The organism is Bacteroides sp. K03, from assembly GCF_019734355.1.
Taxonomy (GTDB): Bacteria; Bacteroidota; Bacteroidia; order Bacteroidales; family Bacteroidaceae; genus Bacteroides; species Bacteroides nordii.
Window position 1 is genome coordinate 23,501 of the sequence record NZ_JAASHC010000018.1, and the last position, 24,317, is coordinate 47,817.

Annotated in this window: 23 protein-coding genes, 2 tRNA genes and 1 CRISPR repeat array; of the genes, 16 read left to right on the top strand and 9 right to left on the bottom strand. The window is 38.4% G+C overall.

Translation table 11 applies throughout. The annotated features are described in order from the left end of the window. Positions 1–70: 70 nt before the first annotated feature. The 3 genes from queC to HCG69_RS20720 form a co-directional block, all read right to left on the bottom strand. On the bottom strand, positions 71–727 hold the full coding sequence (queC, locus tag HCG69_RS13285; RefSeq protein WP_221650425.1) for a 7-cyano-7-deazaguanine synthase QueC: 657 nt from the start codon (positions 725–727) through the stop codon (positions 71–73). A gap of 106 nt (positions 728–833) precedes the next feature. Beyond that, a complete protein-coding gene (locus HCG69_RS13290) occupies positions 834–1,514 on the bottom strand; it encodes a queuosine precursor transporter (RefSeq protein ID WP_002561351.1) in 681 nt (226 codons plus the stop codon). Between the two features lie 940 nt (positions 1,515–2,454). Then, the gene (locus HCG69_RS20720; protein ID WP_255585954.1) at positions 2,455–2,580 is read right to left on the bottom strand and encodes a hypothetical protein; all 126 of its coding nucleotides are present in this window, start codon (positions 2,578–2,580) and stop codon (positions 2,455–2,457) included. Between the two features lie 195 nt (positions 2,581–2,775). Between HCG69_RS20720 and HCG69_RS13295 the strand changes: the two genes are divergently transcribed. The 5 genes from HCG69_RS13295 to HCG69_RS13315 all read left to right on the top strand — a co-directional run bounded on the left by HCG69_RS13295 (position 2,776) and on the right by HCG69_RS13315 (position 8,265). Beyond that, complete coding sequence (locus HCG69_RS13295; RefSeq protein ID WP_221650426.1) at positions 2,776–3,699, top strand: IS1595 family transposase; 924 nt, start codon at positions 2,776–2,778, stop codon at positions 3,697–3,699. 422 nt (positions 3,700–4,121) lie between these two features. Beyond that, positions 4,122–4,346, top strand: a complete 225-nt coding sequence (locus tag HCG69_RS13300) for a hypothetical protein (protein ID WP_221650427.1) — start codon at positions 4,122–4,124, stop codon at positions 4,344–4,346. 91 nt (positions 4,347–4,437) lie between these two features. After that, positions 4,438–5,415 carry a hypothetical protein gene (locus HCG69_RS13305; RefSeq protein WP_221650428.1) on the top strand — a complete coding sequence of 326 codons (978 nt, stop codon included), beginning with the start codon at positions 4,438–4,440 and terminating at the stop codon, positions 5,413–5,415. Between the two features lie 1,402 nt (positions 5,416–6,817). Then, positions 6,818–7,780, top strand: coding sequence for a hypothetical protein (locus tag HCG69_RS13310; RefSeq protein WP_221650429.1), 963 nt, complete (start codon positions 6,818–6,820; stop codon positions 7,778–7,780). A 95-nt stretch (positions 7,781–7,875) separates the two neighbouring features. Then, positions 7,876–8,265 carry a hypothetical protein gene (locus HCG69_RS13315; protein WP_221650430.1) on the top strand — a complete coding sequence of 130 codons (390 nt, stop codon included), beginning with the start codon at positions 7,876–7,878 and terminating at the stop codon, positions 8,263–8,265. Between the two features lie 246 nt (positions 8,266–8,511). Here HCG69_RS13315 and HCG69_RS13320 read toward each other — a convergent pair whose 3' ends face one another. Next, positions 8,512–9,012 (bottom strand): RNA polymerase sigma factor, encoded by a 501-nt coding sequence (locus tag HCG69_RS13320; RefSeq protein ID WP_007486503.1) that lies wholly within the window; start codon positions 9,010–9,012, stop codon positions 8,512–8,514. Positions 9,013–9,258: 246 nt separating this feature from the next. Between HCG69_RS13320 and HCG69_RS13325 the strand changes: the two genes are divergently transcribed. Further along, positions 9,259–10,545: a DcaP family trimeric outer membrane transporter gene (locus HCG69_RS13325; protein ID WP_195348635.1), complete on the top strand. Its 1,287-nt coding sequence runs from the start codon at positions 9,259–9,261 to the stop codon at positions 10,543–10,545. A gap of 114 nt (positions 10,546–10,659) precedes the next feature. Here HCG69_RS13325 and HCG69_RS13330 read toward each other — a convergent pair whose 3' ends face one another. Continuing rightward, entirely contained in the window at positions 10,660–12,180 is a 1,521-nt protein-coding gene (locus tag HCG69_RS13330; protein ID WP_221650431.1) for an OmpP1/FadL family transporter, read from the bottom strand. Positions 12,181–12,525: 345 nt separating this feature from the next. On the opposite strand from HCG69_RS13330, the gene HCG69_RS13335 reads away from it, so the two are divergent. The 6 genes from HCG69_RS13335 (at position 12,526) to HCG69_RS13360 (ending at position 17,304) form a co-directional block, all read left to right on the top strand. Continuing rightward, complete coding sequence (locus HCG69_RS13335) at positions 12,526–13,527, top strand: 2-hydroxyacid dehydrogenase (protein ID WP_221650432.1); 1,002 nt, start codon at positions 12,526–12,528, stop codon at positions 13,525–13,527. A 60-nt stretch (positions 13,528–13,587) separates the two neighbouring features. Next, a complete protein-coding gene (locus HCG69_RS13340) occupies positions 13,588–14,292 on the top strand; it encodes a pirin family protein (protein ID WP_221650433.1) in 705 nt (234 codons plus the stop codon). A gap of 13 nt (positions 14,293–14,305) precedes the next feature. Next, entirely contained in the window at positions 14,306–14,950 is a 645-nt protein-coding gene (gene pdxH, locus HCG69_RS13345; RefSeq protein ID WP_221650434.1) for a pyridoxamine 5'-phosphate oxidase, read from the top strand. 66 nt (positions 14,951–15,016) lie between these two features. Next, a complete protein-coding gene (locus HCG69_RS13350; protein WP_221650435.1) occupies positions 15,017–15,748 on the top strand; it encodes an MBL fold metallo-hydrolase in 732 nt (243 codons plus the stop codon). A gap of 11 nt (positions 15,749–15,759) precedes the next feature. After that, positions 15,760–16,830 carry a DUF4468 domain-containing protein gene (locus HCG69_RS13355; RefSeq protein ID WP_196039688.1) on the top strand — a complete coding sequence of 357 codons (1,071 nt, stop codon included), beginning with the start codon at positions 15,760–15,762 and terminating at the stop codon, positions 16,828–16,830. Between the two features lie 93 nt (positions 16,831–16,923). Further along, the gene (locus HCG69_RS13360; protein ID WP_195660828.1) at positions 16,924–17,304 is read left to right on the top strand and encodes a VOC family protein; all 381 of its coding nucleotides are present in this window, start codon (positions 16,924–16,926) and stop codon (positions 17,302–17,304) included. Between the two features lie 82 nt (positions 17,305–17,386). On the opposite strand, the gene HCG69_RS13365 is transcribed toward HCG69_RS13360, so the two are convergent. Beyond that, entirely contained in the window at positions 17,387–17,572 is a 186-nt protein-coding gene (locus HCG69_RS13365; RefSeq protein ID WP_195660829.1) for a hypothetical protein, read from the bottom strand. A gap of 95 nt (positions 17,573–17,667) precedes the next feature. Here HCG69_RS13365 and HCG69_RS13370 point away from each other — a divergent pair, with 95 nt between their 5' ends. After that, positions 17,668–18,399, top strand: coding sequence for a bifunctional 2-polyprenyl-6-hydroxyphenol methylase/3-demethylubiquinol 3-O-methyltransferase UbiG (locus HCG69_RS13370; protein WP_122200726.1), 732 nt, complete (start codon positions 17,668–17,670; stop codon positions 18,397–18,399). Positions 18,400–18,486: 87 nt separating this feature from the next. Here HCG69_RS13370 and HCG69_RS13375 read toward each other — a convergent pair whose 3' ends face one another. Next, entirely contained in the window at positions 18,487–20,346 is a 1,860-nt protein-coding gene (locus HCG69_RS13375) for an SLC13 family permease (RefSeq protein WP_221650436.1), read from the bottom strand. 90 nt (positions 20,347–20,436) lie between these two features. After that, entirely contained in the window at positions 20,437–21,042 is a 606-nt protein-coding gene (locus tag HCG69_RS13380) for a TlpA disulfide reductase family protein (protein WP_221650437.1), read from the bottom strand. Positions 21,043–21,184: 142 nt separating this feature from the next. Here HCG69_RS13380 and HCG69_RS13385 point away from each other — a divergent pair. The 3 genes from HCG69_RS13385 (at position 21,185) to HCG69_RS13395 (ending at position 23,382) form a co-directional block, all read left to right on the top strand. Continuing rightward, positions 21,185–21,258, top strand: a tRNA-Thr gene (locus HCG69_RS13385). A gap of 204 nt (positions 21,259–21,462) precedes the next feature. Then, positions 21,463–21,687, top strand: a complete 225-nt coding sequence (locus HCG69_RS13390) for a winged helix-turn-helix domain-containing protein (RefSeq protein ID WP_221650438.1) — start codon at positions 21,463–21,465, stop codon at positions 21,685–21,687. A gap of 318 nt (positions 21,688–22,005) precedes the next feature. After that, positions 22,006–23,382, top strand: a complete 1,377-nt coding sequence (locus HCG69_RS13395; protein WP_221650439.1) for a sulfatase — start codon at positions 22,006–22,008, stop codon at positions 23,380–23,382. Between the two features lie 279 nt (positions 23,383–23,661). Next, positions 23,662–24,092: a CRISPR direct-repeat array (repeat unit 36 nt; unit sequence GCTGTTAAAGATACTAATTTGAAAGCTAATCACAAC). A 111-nt stretch (positions 24,093–24,203) separates the two neighbouring features. On the opposite strand, the gene HCG69_RS13400 is transcribed toward HCG69_RS13395, so the two are convergent. After that, positions 24,204–24,275 (bottom strand) — tRNA-Cys (locus HCG69_RS13400). Positions 24,276–24,317: the final 42 nt, after the last annotated feature.

The window sequence follows — 24,317 nt, forward strand, 5'->3', positions numbered from 1 at the left end:
TAAAAGAAACAGTGGTAAAAGAGAGATAACAGCTCTTTTATCTGCGTTTTATTAAAGAAAATACTCTATGTTACTCTCTGGCGAGATACTCTTCCAATCCCTGCTGACGTAATTTACATGCCGGACAATGCCCACAGCCATCACCCTGTATACCGTTATAGCAAGTCAATGTATCATTACGGATGATGTCAAGCACCCCTAATTCGTCAGCTAATGCCCAGGTCTGTGCTTTATCAATCCACATCAACGGAGTATGCAAAACGAACTGTTCATCCATTGCCAGATTCAATGTTACATTGAGAGACTTAATAAAAGCATCCCGGCAATCGGGATAGCCACTGAAATCGGTTTGCGACACACCGGTCACAATATGGTTGATACCTCTTTCACGTGCATATACGGCGGCAATACTAAGAAAAAACAAGTTACGCCCCGGTACAAACGTATTCGGAAAACTATCGGCAGGCTTATCCTGATCCATCTCCATCGTTGTATCCGTCAATGAATTGTGCCCCAATTGTCCTATAAAGGAAACATCCATTGCTTCAAATTCCACACCGGCATTACGGGCTATCTCACGTGCCAGTTCTACCTCCTTCTTATGTTTCTGCCCATAAAGAAAACTCAGGGCAACCACTTTCTTAAATTCACGCTTTGCCCAAAACAGGCAGGTCGTTGAATCTTGCCCACCGCTGAACACGACTAAGGCTGTATCTTTATTAATCATAAATTATGACTTTTGAGTAGTGATAAGTGAGTAGTGATTAGTGATTAGTGCCATGCGGATCATAGCGCAGCTTACTAATCACTTATCACTACTCACTTATCACTTATTAAACGTCTTTTATTTTAAGTACATTATAGGAAATATCTTTATCGTAGACATCGCTGCCGTCTATCTTCTTGATAGCATTTACAACCCGAATCGTCACAGGAAGGATAATAACCTCGTACATAGATTTCAGCACGATTTGGATTCCCATCATTACCAACAGTTCCGGCCAGGCAATGATACCACCAAAAGCAACAGGAAAGAAGATAAAAGAGTCCGCCGTTTCTCCGACAACCGTAGAAATAATAGCACGTGCGGAGAAGTTCTTTCCACCGCTGGCAACTTTCATCTTACTCATCACATAAGCATTAAGGAATGAACCCACCAGAAATGCCATCAAACTGGCAAAGACAATACGTGGTGCCATACCAAACACAAAATCAAAATGCTCTTCCCCCTCCCAAAAAGGAGCAGCAGGAATAGCTACGGCAATCAAGCCCAATGCTACAACAAAGAAGTTCATGGCGAAACCACTCCAGATAATGAGACGGGCTTTTTTGAATCCCCATACTTCGGCAATACAGTCGTTGATTATATAGGAAATAGGAAATACAAGCAATCCGGCAGTAACGGTAATACTACCTACCTGAATCACTTTGGTTTCAAGAAGATTGGCTGCAATAAGGCATACATTAAACAATATGCCAAGCAACATGAAGGGAATGGATACTTTTTCTTTCATACTCCTGTTTTTTACGTGGTGTTCTAGAATACACGACCGCTATTCACGGCATCATACGTTTTTTTAATTCGGGCAACAAAGATACGGCATCTTTAGAAAACCGACAAGCGATTAGGATGTTTTTTCAAGAAATCAAAAAAGGGTAACGGATACTATATCATTTTTCACAAAATAATTGAACATAATTATTCGCAACTATATACTTTATTGTACCAACGATTGTGTACAATGATTGGTTATACCAATAATAACGAGTTCACTCCAAGGTTAACTTTTGCTCACCGTACTTATTCTCTTGATTTAGCTGAGAAAAATACAAAATGTGCCACAATGTCTGTCTATTTGGCAGATATTGCGGCATTAAAGATTATTTGTATTAATTGGTACTGTTTTTGAAAGTTTTTATCAGTGTCATCGGCATTCCGTTTTGCTTAAAATTCATTTTTTGGATATAACGGCAGTTTACACCTATCTTTCTGAAATCAAGATGGCGGAGTTCCTTCCGTTGAAAAGGAAAATTCACATGTTTAACTAAGGAAAATGTTATTATGGGTATCAAAACAGGTCCAAAAAGAATTGCTATTTCCACAGGAAAGCCTGACCGTCGTCAAAGAGACAACAAGCAGACTCCAGGAAATACACCATCTTTGAAACCCCATATTCATAAGAAGGGGGATTAAACTCCAAGTAAAAACGGATGCCTTTGTCTGACATCCGTGGAGTAAAATGTTAATGTTCATCCTCATCGTGTAGCAGCACAATTTTGAGGTCTATCAAAGCTTCTGTCATTTTGACATTATGACGGTGGCTTTTTTATAATGGTGCAAATGTAACGCATCAAGATGAAATAGGTTGTGTTACTCTGAAAAAAATTAAGATTTATTGTCATTACAATTATATCATTCTACAACATTTGGTTTCAACCAATCTTCGAGTAAACTTAATCATTTTCTTCATTTGTTGTTCCTTCTTGTTTCTCTTCTGATTGACTATCTGCCATTTTTACAATTTCTATTTGCAACGTATTTTCCAACGTTTCATTCAGGGTTTCTGTAAGAGTTTTCATTTCGATACAATTTTGATTTGATAGAATATGTATTTACTCTCATAAAACAAATAAAAATCTACGTTTTAATGCAACCAATAACCTAATAATCAGTTGCTATTATTTTTTTTGCGAAAATTCTTAAGATTCTTCTCTAAAACTGAAATTATCCTCCCATTTCGTGTACAATTTCTCTATTAATCAATAATTGTACACATGAAACCATTCCACTCACTACTTCAAATGATAGATACTTTGCATACCGAAGAGGATTGCAGAGAGTATCTTGAAGATATGCGGTGGCATGGTGAGCCTGTTTGTCCGCATTGTGGCTCTATAACTAAGCACCACTATAAACTGACTCAAAACGGAGAGTTTAAAGGTTTGTACAAGTGTAAAGATTGTCGGGAACGGTTTACGGTTCGGATTGGTACAATGTTTGAGGATTCCAATCTTCCGTTAAAGAAGTGGTTCTATGCTATCTTTCTGTTCCTTTCGCACAAGAAAGGCATTAGTAGCTGCCAATTGGCGCGTGATATCCATGTAACCCAAAAGACAGCATGGTTTATGCTGCACCGCATTCGTCATAACATAAAGGATGATGATGCAACTTTTGATGATATGACTCAAATGGACGAAACCTATATGGGTGGTAAAAGTAGAAGTCATGGTAACGGTACACAAGGTCGTAGCCTCAAGGAAAAAACACCTATATTCGGCATGGTTTCAGACGGTCTTGTTTATGCACAAGTAGTGCCTAATGTTCAGAAAACAACTTTATACCCGATTATCAAGGAACGTGTGCGTAAAGGGTCTACAATCATTACAGATGAACTAAATGTATATAACACATTAAGTAAAGATTACGAGCATAAGACTATTCCACACAAGCAACATATTTACGCTTTGAACGGATTTCATACAAACTCAATAGAAGGATTTTGGAGTCATATTAAGCGTGGCATCAAAGGGATATATCACCTTGCGAGTAAAAAACATCTTTCTAAGTATTGCAAGGAGTTTGTATTCCGATACAACACACGTAAACAAACAGATGGCGAGCGTTTCAATGATTTCTTGCAAAGTTTCACGGAACGGTTGTACTATGGCGAATTGTTAATGAAACCTGAATGGGCATAGGAATCAAATTAAGAAACAATTATATAAGTAGTCTGTGATTTGTCTAAAGCATATTTGTCTGTTTCCACCTTTTTTGTTTACTTTGTACACTAACTAAAAAATGAGGTATAAGAACAGATATTATTTCTAAATAGACATATTGCATAACTTGCAGACAATTATTTGACTTGGTAAAATCTGGTAAATTTTAAATGAAGTTCAAAATAATGAGTCTAAGCATAGTTTGCACCCTCAATCGAGGGCGCAGACTGCTTTTTCTTATTTGAACTTCGGGCTTACCAGAGCCTTACCAATCAATGAGGAAGAGTATGTTTGTGCCCTTTTCTTGTATCTACTCATTTGATTATCCAAAAGGCAAAACTCTTCTCTAAAAGTCTATAATACATATATCAAATATTAATCATTAAAAAAAGGAGAAACCTATGGGTAAAATTGCAACAAGAGCGTTTTGTAACATACTAAAAGCTGGTGCGTTTAGTTCAGATTTGACTAAATGCCCGATTAGAAGTGAAATTGAAGCAATCTCTGGATTCTTTGTAAAGGGCACTTACGCCAATAATCAATTAGTAATGGAAGGAGATATTATTGGTCCTGTTACCGTTGTTATAGTTGGTGCAAGTGGTAATATTATAAAGACACAAGTATAAATTGTAAAACAGGAAAGTGCCGTTTCCGGAACAACCCGCTTTCTTGAAATTATCTCATCCCAGTGGTTGTGGGATAAAACAAATTTAAATAATGAAAACAAAAATCTTTTGTATGATGGTACTGTGTACCGGATTATTGATTGGGTGTGACAAAGAACCTATAATTCCCGAAATTCCGGTTAAGCCTCCTGTTGAAGAACCAGAGAAACCCGAAAAGCCAGACGAGCCTGGAGAACCCGAGGAACCAGAAGAACCTGAGAAACCAATAGAACCGGGAGAATTACCTTCAACAGAAAAGATTATTAACTTTAATAACGAATTTATGATAGTAGGAGCTGATAACAATGTATGGTGGAGTGGCATTACCTATGGAAATGGGAAATATGTTGCAGTAGGAAATGGAACATCAGACAGTGGTTATATCACTACATCCACCGATGGAGAAAATTGGTCACCAGTTAAAACATTAGGAATGAAAGGTTGGTATAATATTGCATACGGAAATGGGAAGTTTGTAGTAGTAAGTTCGGCATTTGATTCATATGCAGCTTCATCAATTGATGGTGAAAACTGGTCAGAACTGATTCATTTTGATAATGAAATTGGTTTTAGAAGAATTATATTTGGTAATGGGAAATTTGTAGCGGTGACTCGTAGCGGAATAAAAGAAGGCTCACCAATTATATCATCAACAGATGGAATGAATTGGACAGAACCAGTATATACAGGAAGAACCTATGCCACAATAAATGACATTGCCTATGGAAATGGGAAATTTGTAGCTATTGGCAAAGTTAACAATGCAAACTTCGCTATAACATCAACGGATGGAAGAAGTTGGTCTGCTCCTAATGTAATTGCAGGAAGCAACACCGTGAATACTATAGGTTTTGGTAATGGGAAATTTGTAGTAGGAACTATGAATGGTGAAATTACTGTATCAACAGATGGAATTAACTGGTCACCGATAAAAGTGATACAATCTGGTATGCAAATTATGGATATAACACTTGGAAAAGGGAAATTTATTATGACAGGTATTGTTTTCAATCCTGTATATGGTGGATAGTTTCAACGTCTGTTGATGGAGAGAATTGGTCTGAGCCCCAACAGGTAAGTAATAAACCGTTAAGTGACATTTGCGCTATGCCATAGACAATCGAACTCTATATCAAATATTAGTAGGGTATGCTGGGAAACTGGCATGCCCTCTTGTTGCTTGAAGAAGTTTCTAACAACATCTCCCTATTCATTTATCCCAAGTTAAGATTATATCAATGTGAATCCTTTAGAATATAGCTGCTTAAATTGTAGCTCACGAGGGACTTTTACTTCAATATAATGAAACCCTTCAAATTTTTTAAAGATGAAATACTGATAGTTTGGTATTGGGTAACATATCGGATATGCTATCAGTGTTTTATTGAAAAAGCTATTGTTTAAAGCGTCGAATCCTTGATAGCATACAAACTTATCGTTGTTTTGTATGTTGGGTTTTAATTGCATTTTAGGATTTTGGTATGCCCCAATAGCAGTTGGTTCATATGCATTGTAGAATAAAGTACCTAATGGATAAGACATTATTGTATCAATTTGGTAATATAATGATTGGGATGTTAAGCTATAAAGAAAACCAAATCTTTTTCCGTTATGGTTTAGGCAATAGAATCCTGTATGTATTACCTCATTATCTAAATCTAAATTATGTTCTGAATGTATTGCTGTGTTTATAATATTCAATACATCTTGAACATTAGGCGAATACAGATAAAGTATAGCATTGTAAAAGTCCATTTTATGAGGTGGTTTGAATGTGTAGCAATGTACTGTACAGTTTTTATAAAGAGATTAATCATCAAAAAAATCAAGATAATCTTCATCCCTTTCACTTTAGTTTTCTATCCCAATCTGATGGCGAACTGTGCTTTTTATTATTTCTCCGTTGGCGTCGTAATGTTTCCATAATAATTGTTTGTAAGATTGATATCTATTCGTATTTATCTGCAAATATAATTAAAATTAACGGTAAAATGAAATTTGAAAATGATTTCAATAACGACTGATGTGGTTTTAATAATGCCAATCTGCTAAGTCGCAGATTGGCACATTAAAGTCCAACCAGTCATTATACACAATCGTTGGTACAATAAAGTATATAGTTGCGTAATTATTTATATAAATAGAGTAAAAAAGATAGAATATCTCTTGATTAATTCAGAATAATTTCTTAACATTGCGAATATTGGGTGTTAAAGCTTATTTATCTTCGGTTCTCCAGCATTCATTTATGAAGATACAAAATGATAAAGACGTATGGTATATCTGAAACTTACCTGCCGTGCTATTTTGAGTGATTACTACATAAATAGTAATACATTAAAAGTAAGCACGTTATAACAAACCTTACATGACTCCTATGAGTGCTGAAATGGGAAAAGCAATGAAATAATAATCTTAAATACAATACAGATATGAAGAATTTTATAGGGTTCATCGTTTTAATAGTTGCAGTTTGTTCTAAGTTACAAGCGCAACATTCCGAAGGAAATCCTTTTCTCCGCTTGGGCTATAAAGCTGATGTATATACTTTCGGAGAAAAGAAAGAATTTCACGATCAAGAGGAAATTGTAGAGATAGGTGATGTATTTTTTAATACGAAAACAAATGAAGTGGTCGGATTTGTAGAAAATAATACAGATTCATTGATAGAATTGCAGCCTGAATTACAGAGTATGTCAATAGATCCACATTGTGAGAAGTATTATTCAATTAGTCCTTATGTATATTGTATGAATAATCCAGTTAAACTTATTGACCCAGATGGAAAAGATGTATATGGGTTTGATATTAATACAGGACAACTATCAATAACTCAACATACGGATGATGACTATGATAGAATAATGATAGGAAACTTCAATAAAGAAAATGAATTTACCGTTACAGATAAAGATAATTATTTAGATATCTCGAAAGGAATTCTTTTAGGAGATTATTTTGATGATATTTCAAAATCAGGACTCGTATTTAGTGAAGCTCATTTAAATGAAGGTATTAGCACCATCAAATTTTTATCATTCAATTCCAATATTGAGATGTCGGCATGGGGATATAAAACAAGTGTAGGTGAAGGACTTGCAGTTTCTCCATGGGTTTTCAATAAAACAATTAAAGAAAATGGTGTTGAATATATGACATCTAAAGATTTTTATGGTAAAAAGGAAAGAGTTGGATATTTAGGAGAAAAAGATTTTAACATTCACACTCACCCTGGTTCAAAAGATGGACGAGGTGGTTTAGGAACTCCTTCGAAAAAAGATATTTCCAATATAAAAAATGATGACAAACACTCTTATTATATACTATCTAAAAGAGATGGAATAACTCAATATTATCCTAATGGAAAATGGAAAAAATCTGCTATAAAATTCTGAATATATTATTGTTTCTTTTCATCTGTATTAGTTGTACAACTAATACAGATGAAATTATTAAAGAAGTATGTACCAAACTTTCTTACCAAGAAAGGATGATACAGAAAGAAATTTCTGTAATATCTTACTTAATGGTAATTGAACAACCTTCTAAAGGTAATTATTGCATTTACACAATAGACTCTAATGTTTATCAAGAAGGAGACACATTGATAAAATACACAAAATATTTTAGATTAAACGATGTCTATGTTTTCATTGAACAAAAAAATAATCTCAAACAATCAATATCAAAGAATATACAAGAAGAAATATATAATTGGGGAGAAGGGCTGATAACATACGAAGCTCCTCAATATACACTTATTATTGATACTTCTAATAATAAATACAAATTATTCAATGATTATGAAGATTTTTGTTTTTCGTATGATTCTTTACTGTTGTGGGACGTAAAAAAAATAGAATCCATATTTCATAATTAACAATTATAGTTACCAATACTTATAAATGAATATATTCCCCTCATACGAATTAACTCCAACAAAAATTAGCTCAATAAATCCATACTACAACTCACCAAAAATAGTAACATCGTAGATACAAACAGGAAATATGTATATAAAAGCGTGGAACAAACGTGCTGAACAATATGACATAGAATTAATCCGTGCCGATTTTCCAACACAAAAAATCAGCAGTTATAAACACCGACAATGCATCTTTAATTATTATTTACCAAATTCTTTCAATTCCCTCTGCAACCTTTTACGCACAAAGAACAAACGACTTTTTATCGTACCAATCGGAAGCCCCATTTTCTCTGCGATCTCATTGTATTTGAATCCGGCAACGTACATGAGAAAAGGTTTTCGCATAGATTCCGGTACCGCATTAATCACTTTATGAAGTTCCTTCAGATCATAAGCATATTCAAAACGTTCTCCATCTTCTACCTCCAACAGATTCTGACGGCCAATGCTATAACTATCATCCATCATAGACATTTCACGCGTAACCCGACGATAATTATTAATAAAAAGATTACGCATGATTGTGTACATCCAGCCCTTAAAGTTTTGCGCATGAACAAACTTCTCCTTATTATCCAGAGCTTTCAACATACAATCCTGCACCAAATCATTAGCCGAATCCTGATCGGCAGTCAGCTTGAGAGCAAAGTGACGCAACTCTGATTCCATCCCTACTATTTTACTTGTCAGTTTATCCATTGTGGTTTTATTATTCAAATTATTACTGAATGCAAAGATGAGGTTTCTAAAAGAATTTACCTATGGCAATACTTCCGCAATATTTGTCTATTTTTCCCAAAGATAATGCAAACCGAGAGCAGAATAAAATGAACGAGTTCATTTTTTATGCCAAGGTGCAGCTTATCTTCGCTTTTTTGGCAAAGATGTCTCAACCTTTTCAAATTTTAGTTGTTCTTTGCACATTCACCTAAAACTTAACTTATAATGGAAACAACATTTAGAACAGTAGCGCTGCTACTTGGAATGGGACTACTCCCACTCTGCGCAAATGCCCAGAAAAAAGTAATCATTGAAGACAAAGAGCCAAACTCTATCATGTTTGTCTCAAGGGATAAAGCCGGAGATGAGATTATCCGAATCATGGAGGAGACACAACTTAAACGCTTTCACGAACCCAAAGCTCCCCGCTTCTTGCTGACAGATCAAAAAGGGAAGTTTGCCCTCGGTATTGGAGGATACGTACGTGCTACGGCAGAATATGACTTCGGAGGTATCGTTAAAGATGTAGATTTCTATCCGGCACTTATACCCAACAGAGGGACGGATTATGCAAGAAATCAGTTTCAGATGGATGCTACCACTTCTACCCTATTTTTAAAGCTGGTAGGGCATACCAAGAATCTGGGAGACTTTGTTGTCTACACTGCAGGAAACTTCCGGGGAAATGGAAAAACATTTGAACTCCAGAATGCATACGCTTCATTCTTAGGATTTACATTAGGATACAGCTATGGTTCATTTATGGATTTAGCAGCACTTCCCCCTACCATAGACTTTGCCGGGCCTAACGGTTCTGCATTCTATCGTACCACTCAGTTAAGTTATATGTATAGCGGATTGAAGAACTGGAAATTCGGTATTGCTGCCGAGATGCCTTCGGTAGACGGAACAACCACCGACAAACTGTCTATCAGCACACAACGTATGCCGGACTTTGCCACTTCTGCTCAATACAACTGGAATAAGAACAGCCACATCCGCCTGGCAGCTATTCTTCGCAGTATGACTTATTCAAGTGATGTTTATCAGAAAGCCTATTCCACCACCGGATTCGGATTGCAGGCATCCACCACATTTGCTGTTACTCCGAAATGGCAACTATTCGGACAGTTTAATTATGGAAAGGGAATCGGGCAGTTTCTCAACGATCTTAGCAATCTGAATGTAGACCTTGTTCCAAATCCGGAGAAAGAGGGCAAAATGCAAGCACTTCCTATGCTCGGATGGTATGCAGGAGTACAATACAATTTATGCAAGAATATGTTTGTATCAGGGACTTATAGTTTGTCAAGACTTTACTCCGAACATGGATATCCAAGTGAAAATCCGGAAGCATATCGTAAAGGACAGTATCTGGTAGCTAATTTATTCTGGAATGTAACCAGCAACCTACAGGTAGGTGCCGAGTATCTGAGAGGATGGCGCACGGATTTTAATGATGATACCCGCAATGCGAACCGTATGAATCTGTTGGTACAGTATTCTTTCTAAAAAAGAAAATATTTCATCTCTATAAAAACGAAAAAGGAGATTTCACCGCCTTCTCAATAGAAGTAGCAGAGAAATCTCCTTTTATTTATATATAAGAGAATTAGTTCGTGTTATTTAGAACTTATAGTCAAGACCGATACCGAATACTTTATTGGTACGTGAGAAAACATCTGTTCCCGGAATGGCTTGTCCTGCCAAAGCAGAAATCCCGTTATAGTCACTCCAATTCTTTGTATAATCTTCATAATCAGTCCAGAAGTAAGCTATATTCAACTTCAGGTTTTTAGCGATATTGAAACCGGCACCAAAACCAAAAGAGTAAGAACTTACAGCAAAGCTCATATCACTTTGATAACTATCTTCCACACCATATTTTGTGCGTTGCATACCGGCACTGATTTGTGCCCATTTGCATACATCCCATTCGATACCAGCCAGATATTCATTAGTACCTTTATCTATGAAATGCTGTTTCCCGGTTCTTTCTCCAGTAATTAGATTAGTAGCATCGGCCATCTTAGCATGAGTATCGAAGAAATGATGATAACCTACAGAAGTACGAAGCACAGGAAGAATTTCATAAGACACACCAACAGTTAATAAACTTGGAATATCATGTGGAGTGTTTACACCCGGAGCAAATAACTTAGTATCATCCACACGTGTTTTATTCTCTACATTCAGTTTGGTATTAAACTCATATTTCACACCAACATTCCATTTGTTCATCTTAAAGTCAGCACCAATAATAGGTGTTACTCCCCAACCGGTCTGGTCGCAATCCAAATATTTATCTTGAGTATTTTTCGCATACTTATTAGCCATTGCAGCAGCTGCTGCATACTTTTTTGCCGCTTCAGGTTGTCCGGCAACTTCCGCTGCTGCCGCCAGTTTATTAAACTGGTCTGCATAGGCAGTAAACGTCTGGTTCAAATTCACCATTTTATCGCCTATATTAGCCTGAATGTCACGAATATGTCCTTCATACCCATTACTTACATAATTCATACGTAGTCCACCAAAAACAGACAGATAATCTGTTATTTTATAGGTGGCTCCCAATTGAAGACCAAAAATCATCTGCTTTCCACGCATATAACTATCTACAGAATACTTATTCGTATTTGCAAACGGATTTTCAGGAAGCAATCCTCCGCTTACTAAACCCGCTCCAGCTGCTTTCATCGCCATTGGAATGACAGATACCTGAGACTCAAAAGAACCAAGCCCTTCATTAAAGGTAGCCTTACCACCACCTCCTGTCACGGCAAAACTTCCTGAGAATGCCCAGTCACCTTTTTTATATACAGCAAAAAAACTGGGGACAAACGGAGCAGAAGCTTCGCCCTTATATTCTTTAGTAGCATTTCCACCGAAGCCGGCAAATGGAGCAAACGTAGAAGTTATTGTTCTCGTCTGAAACGCACTCTGACCATTAAAAGAGAGATGAAATCCATCTTCCATAAAAGCCAGACCGGCAGGATTGGAATATACAGCATCAATATCTGTTGAAGCATCACGAGCCAACATTCTTAAAAATAAAACATGCTGATTAGTATTTGTCAGGAGACCTCCCGCAAAAGTTGGAATTGAAACGATCAGCAACACAATGCTAATCAAAGATAATTTTCTCATTTAAATCTTTTTTAAGTTATTTCGGGCGCAAAGGTACAATAATATTGCACACAAGAGGCATCTTTGTGCATTTAATTTCACTAATAAGAAGTATTTGATGAAAAAACGAAATAGTTTCGTTTGTAACAAACACATCAAAGCCCAATTAACAATATTAACATACGGACAAACTATCCATCTTTAGTGATGCAAAGTATAGTACTTTTGAAGTATAAACTATGCATTTTCACAGTGACTTAAATAGGTATTTAACACACTGTTAAAATAGAACTTTTAAAAGCAAGATAACAGATACGAACTTATTGAGGTTTTCCAGTGTTATTATAGATAATAAACATAGAAATTATGGCATATACAATCGCATTTTTTGGTACCAAGCCCTATGATGAAACTTCATTCAACGAAAAAAATAAAGAGTTCGGATATGAAATACGTTATTTCAAAGGACATCTGAACAAGAACAATGTGTTATTAACCCAAGGTGTGGATGCCGTCTGTATCTTCGTTAATGATACAGCTGATGCAGAAGTCATCCGCACGCTGGCAGCCAATGGCGTAAAACTCCTGGCGCTAAGATGTGCCGGATATAACAATGTGGACCTCGATGCTGCGGCCGACAACGGAATAACCGTATTACGTGTTCCTGCCTACTCTCCCTATGCTGTAGCAGAATATACCGTAGCACTCATGTTATCACTCAACCGTAAAATACCACGTGCTTCCTGGCGTACCCGCGACGGAAACTTCTCCCTGCACGGGCTTATGGGCTTTGACATGCATGGAAAAACTGCCGGTATCATCGGTACGGGAAAAATAGCTAAAATACTGATTCATATCCTACGCGGATTCGGAATGAATATACTGGCATATGATCTCTATCCGGATTATAACTTCGCCCGTGAAAACCAGGTAGTATATACTTCATTGGACGAACTGTATCATAGCTCGGATATTATTTCTCTGCATTGTCCGCTTACCGAACAAACCAAATATCTGATCAACGATTACTCTATCAGCAAGATGAAGGATGGAGTAATGATTATCAATACCGGACGTGGGCAACTCATCCACACCAATGCGCTTATAGAAGGTTTAAAAAATAAGAAGGTAGGTTCTGCCGGACTGGATGTTTACGAAGAAGAAGGTGAATATTTCTACGAAGATAAGTCCGACCGTATCATCGATGATGATGTACTGGCACGCTTGCTATCATTCAATAATGTAATTGTTACCTCTCATCAGGCTTTCTTCACCAAAGAGGCATTAGGAAATATTGCAACGACCACTTTACAAAATATCCGTGATTTTATAAATCATAAACCCTTGCTAAATGAAGTGAAGAGATAGAACCTTTCGTTATCCGCAACTGTTGACTGTATATATAAACTTATAAACCAAGAAGAAATAATGAAAAAGGTAATACATAAAGCGGATACCCGCGGACGTTCACGCTACGATTGGCTGGATAGTCACCATACATTTAGTTTTGATGAATATTTTGACTCGGAACGTATCAATTTTGGTGCATTACGGGTATTGAATGATGATCGTGTTGCTCCCGGAGAAGGCTTCCAGACACATCCTCACAAGAATATGGAGATTGTATCTATCCCCCTGAAAGGAAAACTGGAACACGGAGACAGTAAGAAGAACAACCGGGTGATTACTGTGGGCGATATACAAGTAATGAGTGCCGGTACGGGTATCTTCCATAGTGAAATAAATGGTAGCAAAACGGAACCTGTGGAATTCCTGCAGATCTGGATCATGCCACGCGAACGGAATACACATCCTGCTTACAATGATTACAGTATCCGCGAACTGGAACGAAAAAATGAACTGTCACTGATTGTATCACCTGACGGTAGTACTCCCGCCTCACTACTACAGGATACATGGTTCTCCATCGGTAAAGTGGAAGCCGGTAAAAAGTTAGGTTATCATCTGCATCAGACTCACGGAGGAGTTTACATTTTCCTTATTGAAGGAGAGATAGTAGTGGATGGTACAGTGATGCAACGCCGGGATGGCATGGGCATCTATGATACCAACAGTTTTGAGCTTGAGACTCTGAAAGACTCACATATTCTGTTAATAGAAGTTCCAATGTAATAGCATTAAAATCATGGAAATAAATCTCGCCGGCATCCGGCAAGAATACACCAAAGGCGGATTGAAGGAAAGTGAACTTCCCGACAATCCGCTTTTGCTGTTTAGCCGCTGGCTCCAGGAAGCCATTGATGCCAAAGTAGACGAACCTACTGCAGTGGTCGTAGGCACTGTGTCGCCCGAAGGACAACCCTCGACACGAACCGTTTTATTGAAAGACCTTCATAATGGCAAGTTCATATTCTACACGAATTATGAAAGCCGTAAAGGCAGGCATCTGGCAAATAATCCACACGTGTCTTTGTCATTCATCTGGCATCAGCTGGAAAGGCAGGTACATATAGAAGGCATTGTAGCCAAAGTTCCGGCCCATGAATCGGATGAATATTTTAAAAACCGTCCATATAAAAGCCGTATCGGAGCCCGTATCTCTCCACAAAGCCAGCCCATCAAAAGCCGGATGCAGTTAATACGAAGCTTCGTGAAAGAAGCAGCACAATGGATAGGAAAAGAAGTGGAACGCCCGCAGCAATGGGGAGGATATGCCGTCACTCCTACCCGGATAGAATTCTGGCAAGGCAGGCCCAACAGGCTACATGACCGTTTTCTGTATACGCTACAGAAAGACGGAACCTGGAAAGTAACACGTCTGGCTCCCTGATTTTCTTACTTTTTCTTGTTTGTAATGAGAAGAATATGTAATATTGCATTCCTAAACCATTAACCCATGAAACTGGATTATATCTACCACAGTGGTTTTGCCATCGAAGCCGAAGGTGTAACCCTTATTATTGATTATTATAAAGATTCGTCAGAAACAGAACGAAACCGGGGAATCGTACATGACTATCTATTGGAGAAACCCGGTAAGCTATATGTTCTTTCTACCCATTTCCATCCCGATCATTTTAATCGCGAGATACTGACGTGGAAAGAACAACGTCCGGACATCATCTATATTTTCTCAAAAGATATCCTGAAACATCGTCGTGCCAAGCAGGAAGATGCTATTTATATTAATAAAGGAGAAAGCTATGAGGATGATGCTTTGAGAATTGACGCATTCGGCTCGACAGACGTGGGAATTTCTTTCCTCATTCACCTGCAAGCTATGCATATATTCCATGCCGGCGATCTCAACAATTGGCATTGGAGTGAAGAATCTACCGAAGAGGAAATACGTAAAGCGAATGGCGATTTTCTGGCAGAAGTGAAATATCTGAAGCAACAAGCTCCTGCCATTGACCTCGTCTTATTTCCGGTAGACCGGCGAATGGGAAAAGATTACATGAAAGGAGCCAAACAATTCATTGAACAAATAAAAACTACTATATTTGTACCCATGCACTTCAGTGAAGATTATGAGGGAGGAAATGCTTTCCGAAACATAGCAGAGGCCAATGGATGCCATTTTATCAACATCACTCACCGAGGAGAAACTTTTGATATTACTAAATAAAACATAGAATTATGAACAGATTAACACACTTTTTTCTTGTATTATTTCTTCTCTGCCTGCCGGTAAGTATCATGGCACAGAAAGATAAAGATGACAACGACGACAGCAGATACCTTGTTGGTGCGGTTCCCGAAGTAGATGGAAAAGTTGTATTTTCCAAAGAATTCAGCATACCAGGTATGTCACAGGATCAGATATTCGACAGAATGATGAAATGGATGGAAAACAGGCTGAAAGAGAATAAAAACCAGGGAAGCCGTATTGCTTACTGGGACAAAGAAAAAGGAATGATAGCGGGAATTGGCGAAGAATGGATCGTATTCAGATCGAGTGCCTTGTCATTAGACCGCACACTGACAAACTATCAGATTACTGTAACCTGCAAACCCGGTCAGTGCCTGATGGAAATAGAAAAGATACGTTTCAGTTATCGTGAAACCGAAAGATATACCGCCGAAGAGTGGATTACTGATAAATATGCACTCAACAAATCAAAGACCAAGTTGATACGCGGTCTGGCCAAATGGCGTAAAAAGACAGTAGACTTTGCAGATGATCTATTTGCCAGTGCAGCCCGGGCATTAGGAGCAGCAGAAGCAGTAGAACCTGAAGTACAGACTACGAAAAAAGCAGTAACAGCTCCCGGACCGGTAGTTATCACTCCGGCAACACCCGTTACTGTTGCCACCCCGTCTGCAAGTGCCACTCCGTCTGCATCAGGTAGCATACCCGGTTATACGGAAGTAGAACCTTCAAAGGTACCGGCCAGTGCTATTCAGATGGGTGCAGGCAAACTTGTAATTGCTATTGGTAAAGATGCATTCAACATGACGATGATGACTGCCAATGCAGGTGGTTCATTAGGAAAAATGGACGGTAAACCTGTTGTTTTCACCATATTCTCTCCCGATCAGTCCAACGAACAGATAGAGAAAGCAGAAACTTACTCTGTAAGATTCTATCCTTCTAACCAGACAGAGCCTTCGGTAATTCTTGAATGCAAGAAACTCCCGTCACAAGCTCCACTGGAAGGGCAACCACGTACATATGCAGGAGAAATTGTAAAAGCCTGGATTAAATAATTATTCAATGTGCCAATATGCCAATTGGCTGCGCTATTACCCTGCACAGCAATTGGCACATTGGCATATTAGCAAATTATCACATTATTAAATATGGAAATAAAAAGCAGATTTGATCACTTCAACATCAATGTAACCAATTTAGAGCGCAGTATCGCATTTTATGAAAAAGCGCTCGGCCTGAAAGAACATCATCGTAAAGAGGCTAAAGACGGCTCATTCATATTGGTTTATCTCACTGATAATACGACCGGATTCCTACTGGAACTTACCTGGTTGAAAGAACATACAGAGGCTTATGAATTAGGAGAAAACGAAAGCCATCTTTGCTTTCGCGTAGCTGGCGATTATGATGCCATCCGTCAGTATCACAAAGAGATGAACTGCGTATGCTTTGAAAATACAGCTATGGGATTGTATTTCATCAATGATCCGGACGATTACTGGATTGAAATATTACCTTTATTTAGTTGAAAATTGAAAGTTGAAAATTGAAAATTAGTTGCGCTGTCACGCTGCATAGTAATTTTCAATTTTCAACTTTCAATTTTCAATTCTACTTACGTCTTCCCGCCCTTTTCCTTCTTATTTCCGCCTTCATTTTTGCAGCGCCAGAGCCATGCGTTCCTTTAATATAAGTTGTTTTCTTAGCTTTCGTCTTCACCTTATCTTCCTCTTTTTTAGGACCGTCTTTCTTCCCTTTAAAAACGATACCCCCCATCATTGCATCTTCTAAGCTCATAATCTTACTTCTTTAATTCATATTTTCAATGTACAAAGATAATCCTTTTCTCCGAATTATCTATCTTTGCTTCCTTAACAACCAATAACGACGTAATGGAAACAACCTTACTCACAACAGACAAAGATCCTATGGGAGCTGCCATAGCCGACTATTTCAATCATCATAAGGCTAACCGCTTACAAGTATTCTCATCACAGTTCGATGAGGACGAAATCCCCGTAAGACAGCTTTTCCGTAATGCCAAAACAATGCCATTGCTTGAACGCACCGCTCTGCAACTGGCAAACGGAAGTATTCTCGATGTTGGTGCCGGAAGTGGTTGCCATGCCATCGCTCTTCAGGAAATGGGGAAAGAAGTATGTGCTATCGACATTTCCCCGTTGTCTGTAGAGGTAATGAAACAACGTGGTGTTACTAACGCCCGACTTATTAATTTGTTCGATGAACAGTTTGTTGACACATTCGATACAATCCTAATGTTGATGAATGGATCCGGTATCATCGGACGACTGGAAAATATGCCTGCTTTTTTCCGGAGAATGAAAATGTTACTTCGCCCGGGCGGCTGTATATTAATGGACTCAAGTGATTTACGCTATCTTTTTGAAGACGAAGATGGTAGTTTTGAAATAGACCTTGCCGGAGACTACTATGGTGAGATTGATTTTCAAATGCAATATAAAGATATTAAAGGAGACTCATTCGACTGGCTATATATCGATTTCCAGACTCTCAGCCTCTATGCTGCTGAATATGGTTTCAAAGCCGAGCTTGTCAAAGAAGGAAAGCATTACGATTATCTGGCTAAATTAATAATGTGTTAATGTGCCAATATGCCAATGTGCCAATTGCTGCGCAGTGTAATAGCACAGCCAATTGGCACATTGGCATATTATCATATTGGCACATTATCAAAACGGAAACAGTAGTGGCAATGCAAATACCATCACTACCCCCATTATTATTTGAAGTGGTAATCCTACTTTTATATAATCCATAAACGTATATTGCCCTGCCGGCATCACCAAAGCATTGGGAGGTGTTGAGAACGGAGATGCAAAACACATACTGGCAGCTACAGTGACAGCAAACAAGAAGGGCACGGGGCTAACCCCTACCTGCAAGGCACTTTGTAAGGCAATAGGTGCCATCAATACTGCCGTCACAGTATTACTGATAAACATTGTCATCAGTGAGGTAGTGAAATAAATACCTGCCATCAAAACAATCGGTCCATAGCTCCCCAATCCACTGACAAGGCTATTGGATATGTATTCTGACGCTCCCGTTTTTTCCAATGCCAACGACATGGGAAGCATACCTGCAAACAATACGATTGTTTCCCAGTTTATTGTTTTATAAGCCGCCTCTACATTTCGGAAACAACCTGTAAGCACCATTAATACTCCCGCAATCATCACCGCAGTAACAGGAGCCACCGGGATAAAATCGAATACCATCATCACTACCATCAGGAGCATGATAGCAGCCGCCACAGGAGCTTTATAATCCAATGTTACTTTAGCTGCCTCATCCAAAGGTTGACCCAACACTACCCAATCGGCATCTTCCTTACTCAATCGTGCTATATCCTGCCAGGTACCCTGCACCAAAAGTACATCTCCACTGTGCATCTTCTCATTACCCAGTCCTTGCAGGATATACTCTTTTTTACGGCGGATACCCAACACGTTCAAATTAAACTTATCGCGGAAACCAGCCTCTTTCACGGTACGATTCGATAAATTGGAAGAAGGCATCAATACGATTTCAGCAATACCAATATCATAAAAATCAAGTGATTTATCAGCCTTTGCGGCTTCTTCTGTTGTATGCCCGTCGAGCATTTCCAACAGATAATCCTGAGCAAACCGATCCACATTCTCAACCTCACCTGTAATATAAAGCACATCTTCAGCCTGCATCACGGTATCAGGAGAGGCCAGTTTTTGTGTAATCGTTTTCAGAAAACGATTTTGAGAAGCATCTCCACGACGTACCTCCAGAATATTCAGTCCATATTTACGCCGTACATCCAGATCGATAATTGTTTTTCCTATCAATGCAGATGTAGAAACAGCACGCAAACGGAATAAATTACTGGATAACCCATACTCTTTCACCAACTGGTTCAATGACTTCCCGGAAGAGAGTCCATCCTGTTTCTTTCCTTTCTTTGAAAGAAACCACTTGGTAAGGGGCAACAACACGAGTGTACCTACTACTACACAAATGATACCCACAGGTAAAAAAGAGAAAAAAGACAAAGGTTCAAATCCGGCACTTGTCAATGTATTCTGAATCACAAGGTTGGGTGGTGTACCAATCAGAGTCATCATACCTCCCATGCTACTTGCAAAAGCCAATGGCATCAACAAGCGGCTGGGATTCATACCCGCACTGACAGCCAGGCTCACTACAATGGGGAGCATCAGCGCTACAGTACCTGTGTTACTAACAAAAGCTCCGATAGCAGAAGTAACCAACATCACCAATAAAAATAATCGTAATTCACTTTTACCTGCCAGCTTCAATATCTTACTACTAATCATTTTTGCCAGCCCTGTCTGAAAGATAGCCCCACCAACCACAAACAGTCCTACCATCATAATAACTACCGAATTGGAGAAGCCCGAAAGAGCCTCTTCAGGAGTCAGTATCTGGAAAATAAGTAAAGAAATCAATGCACAAAGAGCAACGAGGTCAGAACGCACCTTACCACTCATAAAAAAAGCTGCAGATAGTACTAAAATAATGAGAGTTATAATCATAAAATGAGTTTAGGGATTAATAAAGTTTAAGTATTCCGTTCGTTTCAAAAAGACAAAAGCCAGTCAACACCGGCTTTTGTCTTTTTAAAACTACTTCTTTAGCATTTCATCAATTTTTTGCACCAAAGAGGCAAATTCTTCTTCATTATACAAGCGTGTGAGCTTCACAATCTTCCCATCACGATCAATCAATACATTTCTTGTAATTCCCGAATCGCGAAGTGCATATTTAGCAAAGATATCCGCTCCCGGGTCAAGTCCCAACGGATAAGTAACTCCGGTAGCTTTTGCAAAAGCAAGTACTTTATCCAACGGTTCATCACGATCAATACCGATCAAAGCAAAATTGGGATTATTCTTATGCTTCAACCAGATATCTTTCTCAATAAAAGGCATCTCTTTACGACATACACCACACCAACTGGCGGTGAACTGCAACATTACCACCTTCCCACGAAGTGTGGAAAGATTCACCTGTTTTCCATCGGTCAACGTCACCGTAAAATCGGGAGCCATCTCTCCTACCTTAACAATGTATCCCGTACTATCAGCCTGTACGGCACTATTATTTCCTATAGCAACCGATACGCTATCCGTAGCAGCACTCTCTTTATCCTTTTTTCCCTGTCCGGAACAAGCTAAAACGCCTGTAACCAACAAGACCAGACAAGACACATTAAAAAAAATCTTCTTCATTTTCTTTTATACCTAATTAATTGATTTGCAAAAGTAAACAAATCATATGACTTATCAAATAGCATTTTCATCCTATTTTTTTCATTTCCTTATTTGGAATTTTGGAGTAAATGATTACCTTTGCACCCGCAAAACAGAAAACGCCTCTTTAGCTCAGTTGGCCAGAGCACGTGATTTGTAATCTCGGGGTCGTTGGTTCGAATCCGACAAGAGGCTCACTCATCTTTTAAACGTTTTCCGAATATCGGAAAACGTTTTTCATTTATCGAAACTTTTCCACTTTTCGTACCTATTTAGTTTCAAAGTTACAAAATCAGAACCGCTATTTCATTTATAGTGTTCATTCAGAAGCATTATACCCGACTTTTTCACCCCTCTGTTTTGTTATATAATCAGGGAAACAATAAATATATCTGCATTATGGAAAAAGCAAGAATTGGAGAAAATTCAGGCAAAGTATGGCGGGTACTTAACGAGATGAAGAAAATCTCCGTTCACGAACTATGTACAATAACCAATCTGGCTATTGAAGATGTAATGTTGGCTATCGGATGGCTGGCAAGAGAAAACTGTATCTTTATTGAAAAAAGAGAAGATACCCTCTACATCAGTAACGGTTCGGAATATTACTTCTGTTTCGGATAAGAACACGAAGAAATAATCCGCTACAAATTCAATAAAAGAAAGTGTATTCTGTTACATATTACCGTAACAGACCACTTTCTTTTTGAATAGCACCTTCCTTCTAACGACATATACCAATCACATTCAAAATGGCTGTCACATAGCAATGAAGTGGTATTTGCACAAAATTACAGGTAATTCACACAAAATTGATAGCTTAATAAACATTCCATTGAACAAAAAGGACATAAATATCAATCCAAACAGACAAAAAAGAGTAACTTAGCAATCAGGAAAATAATCCTCCCAAAGATGATTTATTTATCAAAACTAAATAACATGGTAAAACCTATTTCAATGAAGTATCTGGCATCACTCTCTTTGTTATGCCCCTCTGTGGCTTTTGCCGCCGAACACCCCAACATTATCTACATCTTCACTGACCAACAAACAGCCAATGCCATGAGTTGTGCCGGAAATCCGGATTTACATACTCCTAATCTTGACAGGTTGGCTGCTGCCGGTGTGATGTTCAACAATGCTTATTGTACCTCTCCCCTTAGTGGCCCTTCACGCGGTGCAATGTTTACGGGCCACTATCCCGGCGCAGTAGGATTATCCGTAAACGGCTCACCAATGCCCGATTCACTCAAGAACCAAACATTGGGTACATTGATAAAAAATGCCGGATACGATTGTGCTTATGGTGGCAAATGGCATATCCCTTTGCTTGATATACCCGATAAGGAATATGGCTTCGACAATATATATAAACATAGCGATGACGGATTGGCGGAAGCTTGTGCCGAATACCTTTCACGCGAGCACAAGAAGCCATTCTTTTTGGTCGCTTCGTACGATAACCCGCACAACATCTGTGAATATGCACGAAGTCAGAATTTACCTTATGGCAATATAGACACCCCCGACATTCGGGACTGTCCGGGGCTACCCGCCAATTTTGCAAAAAGTCCTTATGATGCTGATATCATAGAAAACGAAAGAGCAAATAACTATAATGTATATCCTACAGCTAACTATACCCCCGAAAACTGGCGCATGTACCGGTATAACTACTACCGTCTGGTAGAAAAGGTAGACAAGGAAATCGGAAAAATTATTGATGCTATCGATAAAAACAACCTTTGGAAGAATACAGTCGTTATCTTCTCCAGCGATCATGGAGATGGTATAGGTGCTCACCACTGGAATCAGAAATCTGCCTTATATGAAGAAGTGGTTAATATTCCTCTCATCATCACATTACCAGGTAAGAAGCATGCAGGTAAAGTACTGCCTCAGCTCATCAGCAATGGTATAGATTTCTTTGCTTCTATCTGTGATTGGGCAGGTGCTGAAATGCCAAAGGGTGCAACCGGAAAATCATTTCGTAAAATTGTGGAAGAAGGAAACCCGCAAAGCCCGCATCAGGACTATATCATCACCGAAACACAGTTTGATGGCAGCAAAACCAGAGGTTGGATGGTACGTAGCAAACGTTATAAATATGTACTTTACGATAAAGGGAATCATCGTGAACAACTATTTGACATGCAAGAAGATAGAGGCGAAACAAGAAACCTGACAATGGAAAATACTTACAATAATGAGTTACAAAAGCATCGTGATATTCTTGAAAATTGGATGAATACCTATAATATCCGCCCAACTCGTCCGAAATTACACGATGTCCCCGGAAAGAAACTTAAAAAATAAAACCAATATCATATAATCTCTTACATTCAGGCTGAAAGCTGAGCACAATGTTTTTTTGTGTTCAGCTTTTAATCTTTAGTATTTGGCCACCGTTTCATAAACAAATGAAAAAAGCAAGCAATTAGATGTTGACCTCATCTTCCTATTTTATAGCTTTGGAACTCTACAATTCGAACCATTTTTTTTATTTATAACAAAGGATAAGCAACTATCTTCACTCAAAAAATTCTATATACAAGGCTCGTAAACTACTTAAAAACAGCACTTACCGAAGTTAGTGCTGTTAAAGATACTAATTTGAAAGCTAATCACAACAAGCCGAGGGGGCACTGTAAAAGACCCGACGCTGTTAAAGATACTAATTTGAAAGCTAATCACAACGCGGGAAGATGGGACATATGGATTTGTTAAGCTGTTAAAGATACTAATTTGAAAGCTAATCACAACCGGGTCTCTGATATGGAACTGATAAATAACGCTGTTAAAGATACTAATTTGAAAGCTAATCACAACCTTATCTCCATCTTTGAACTGAATATTGTAGCTGTTAAAGATACTAATTTGAAAGCTAATCACAACAAGCATCATCGTCTTGTTCCCACACTTTAGCTGTTAAAGATACTAATTTGAAAGCTAATCACAACCATTTGGATCGTATTCAATTTAGAAGTACTGCTGTTAAAGATACTAATTTAAAAGCTAATCCCCCTGGTTATTGATACTTTTACATCTTCAGTTGTTAAAGCATGATCCCAAATGGCCCCCACAAAGAAAAATCCCTTGAAAGTTAAGTACTTTCAAGGGATTTAGAGTAATAATTGAGGTTCCTGGCGGATTCGAACCGCCGTACACGGTTTTGCAGACCGCTGACTAAGCCACTCATCCAAGGAACCTTATTTCCTCGTTTGCGGTTGCAAAGGTAATACTAATTTTCA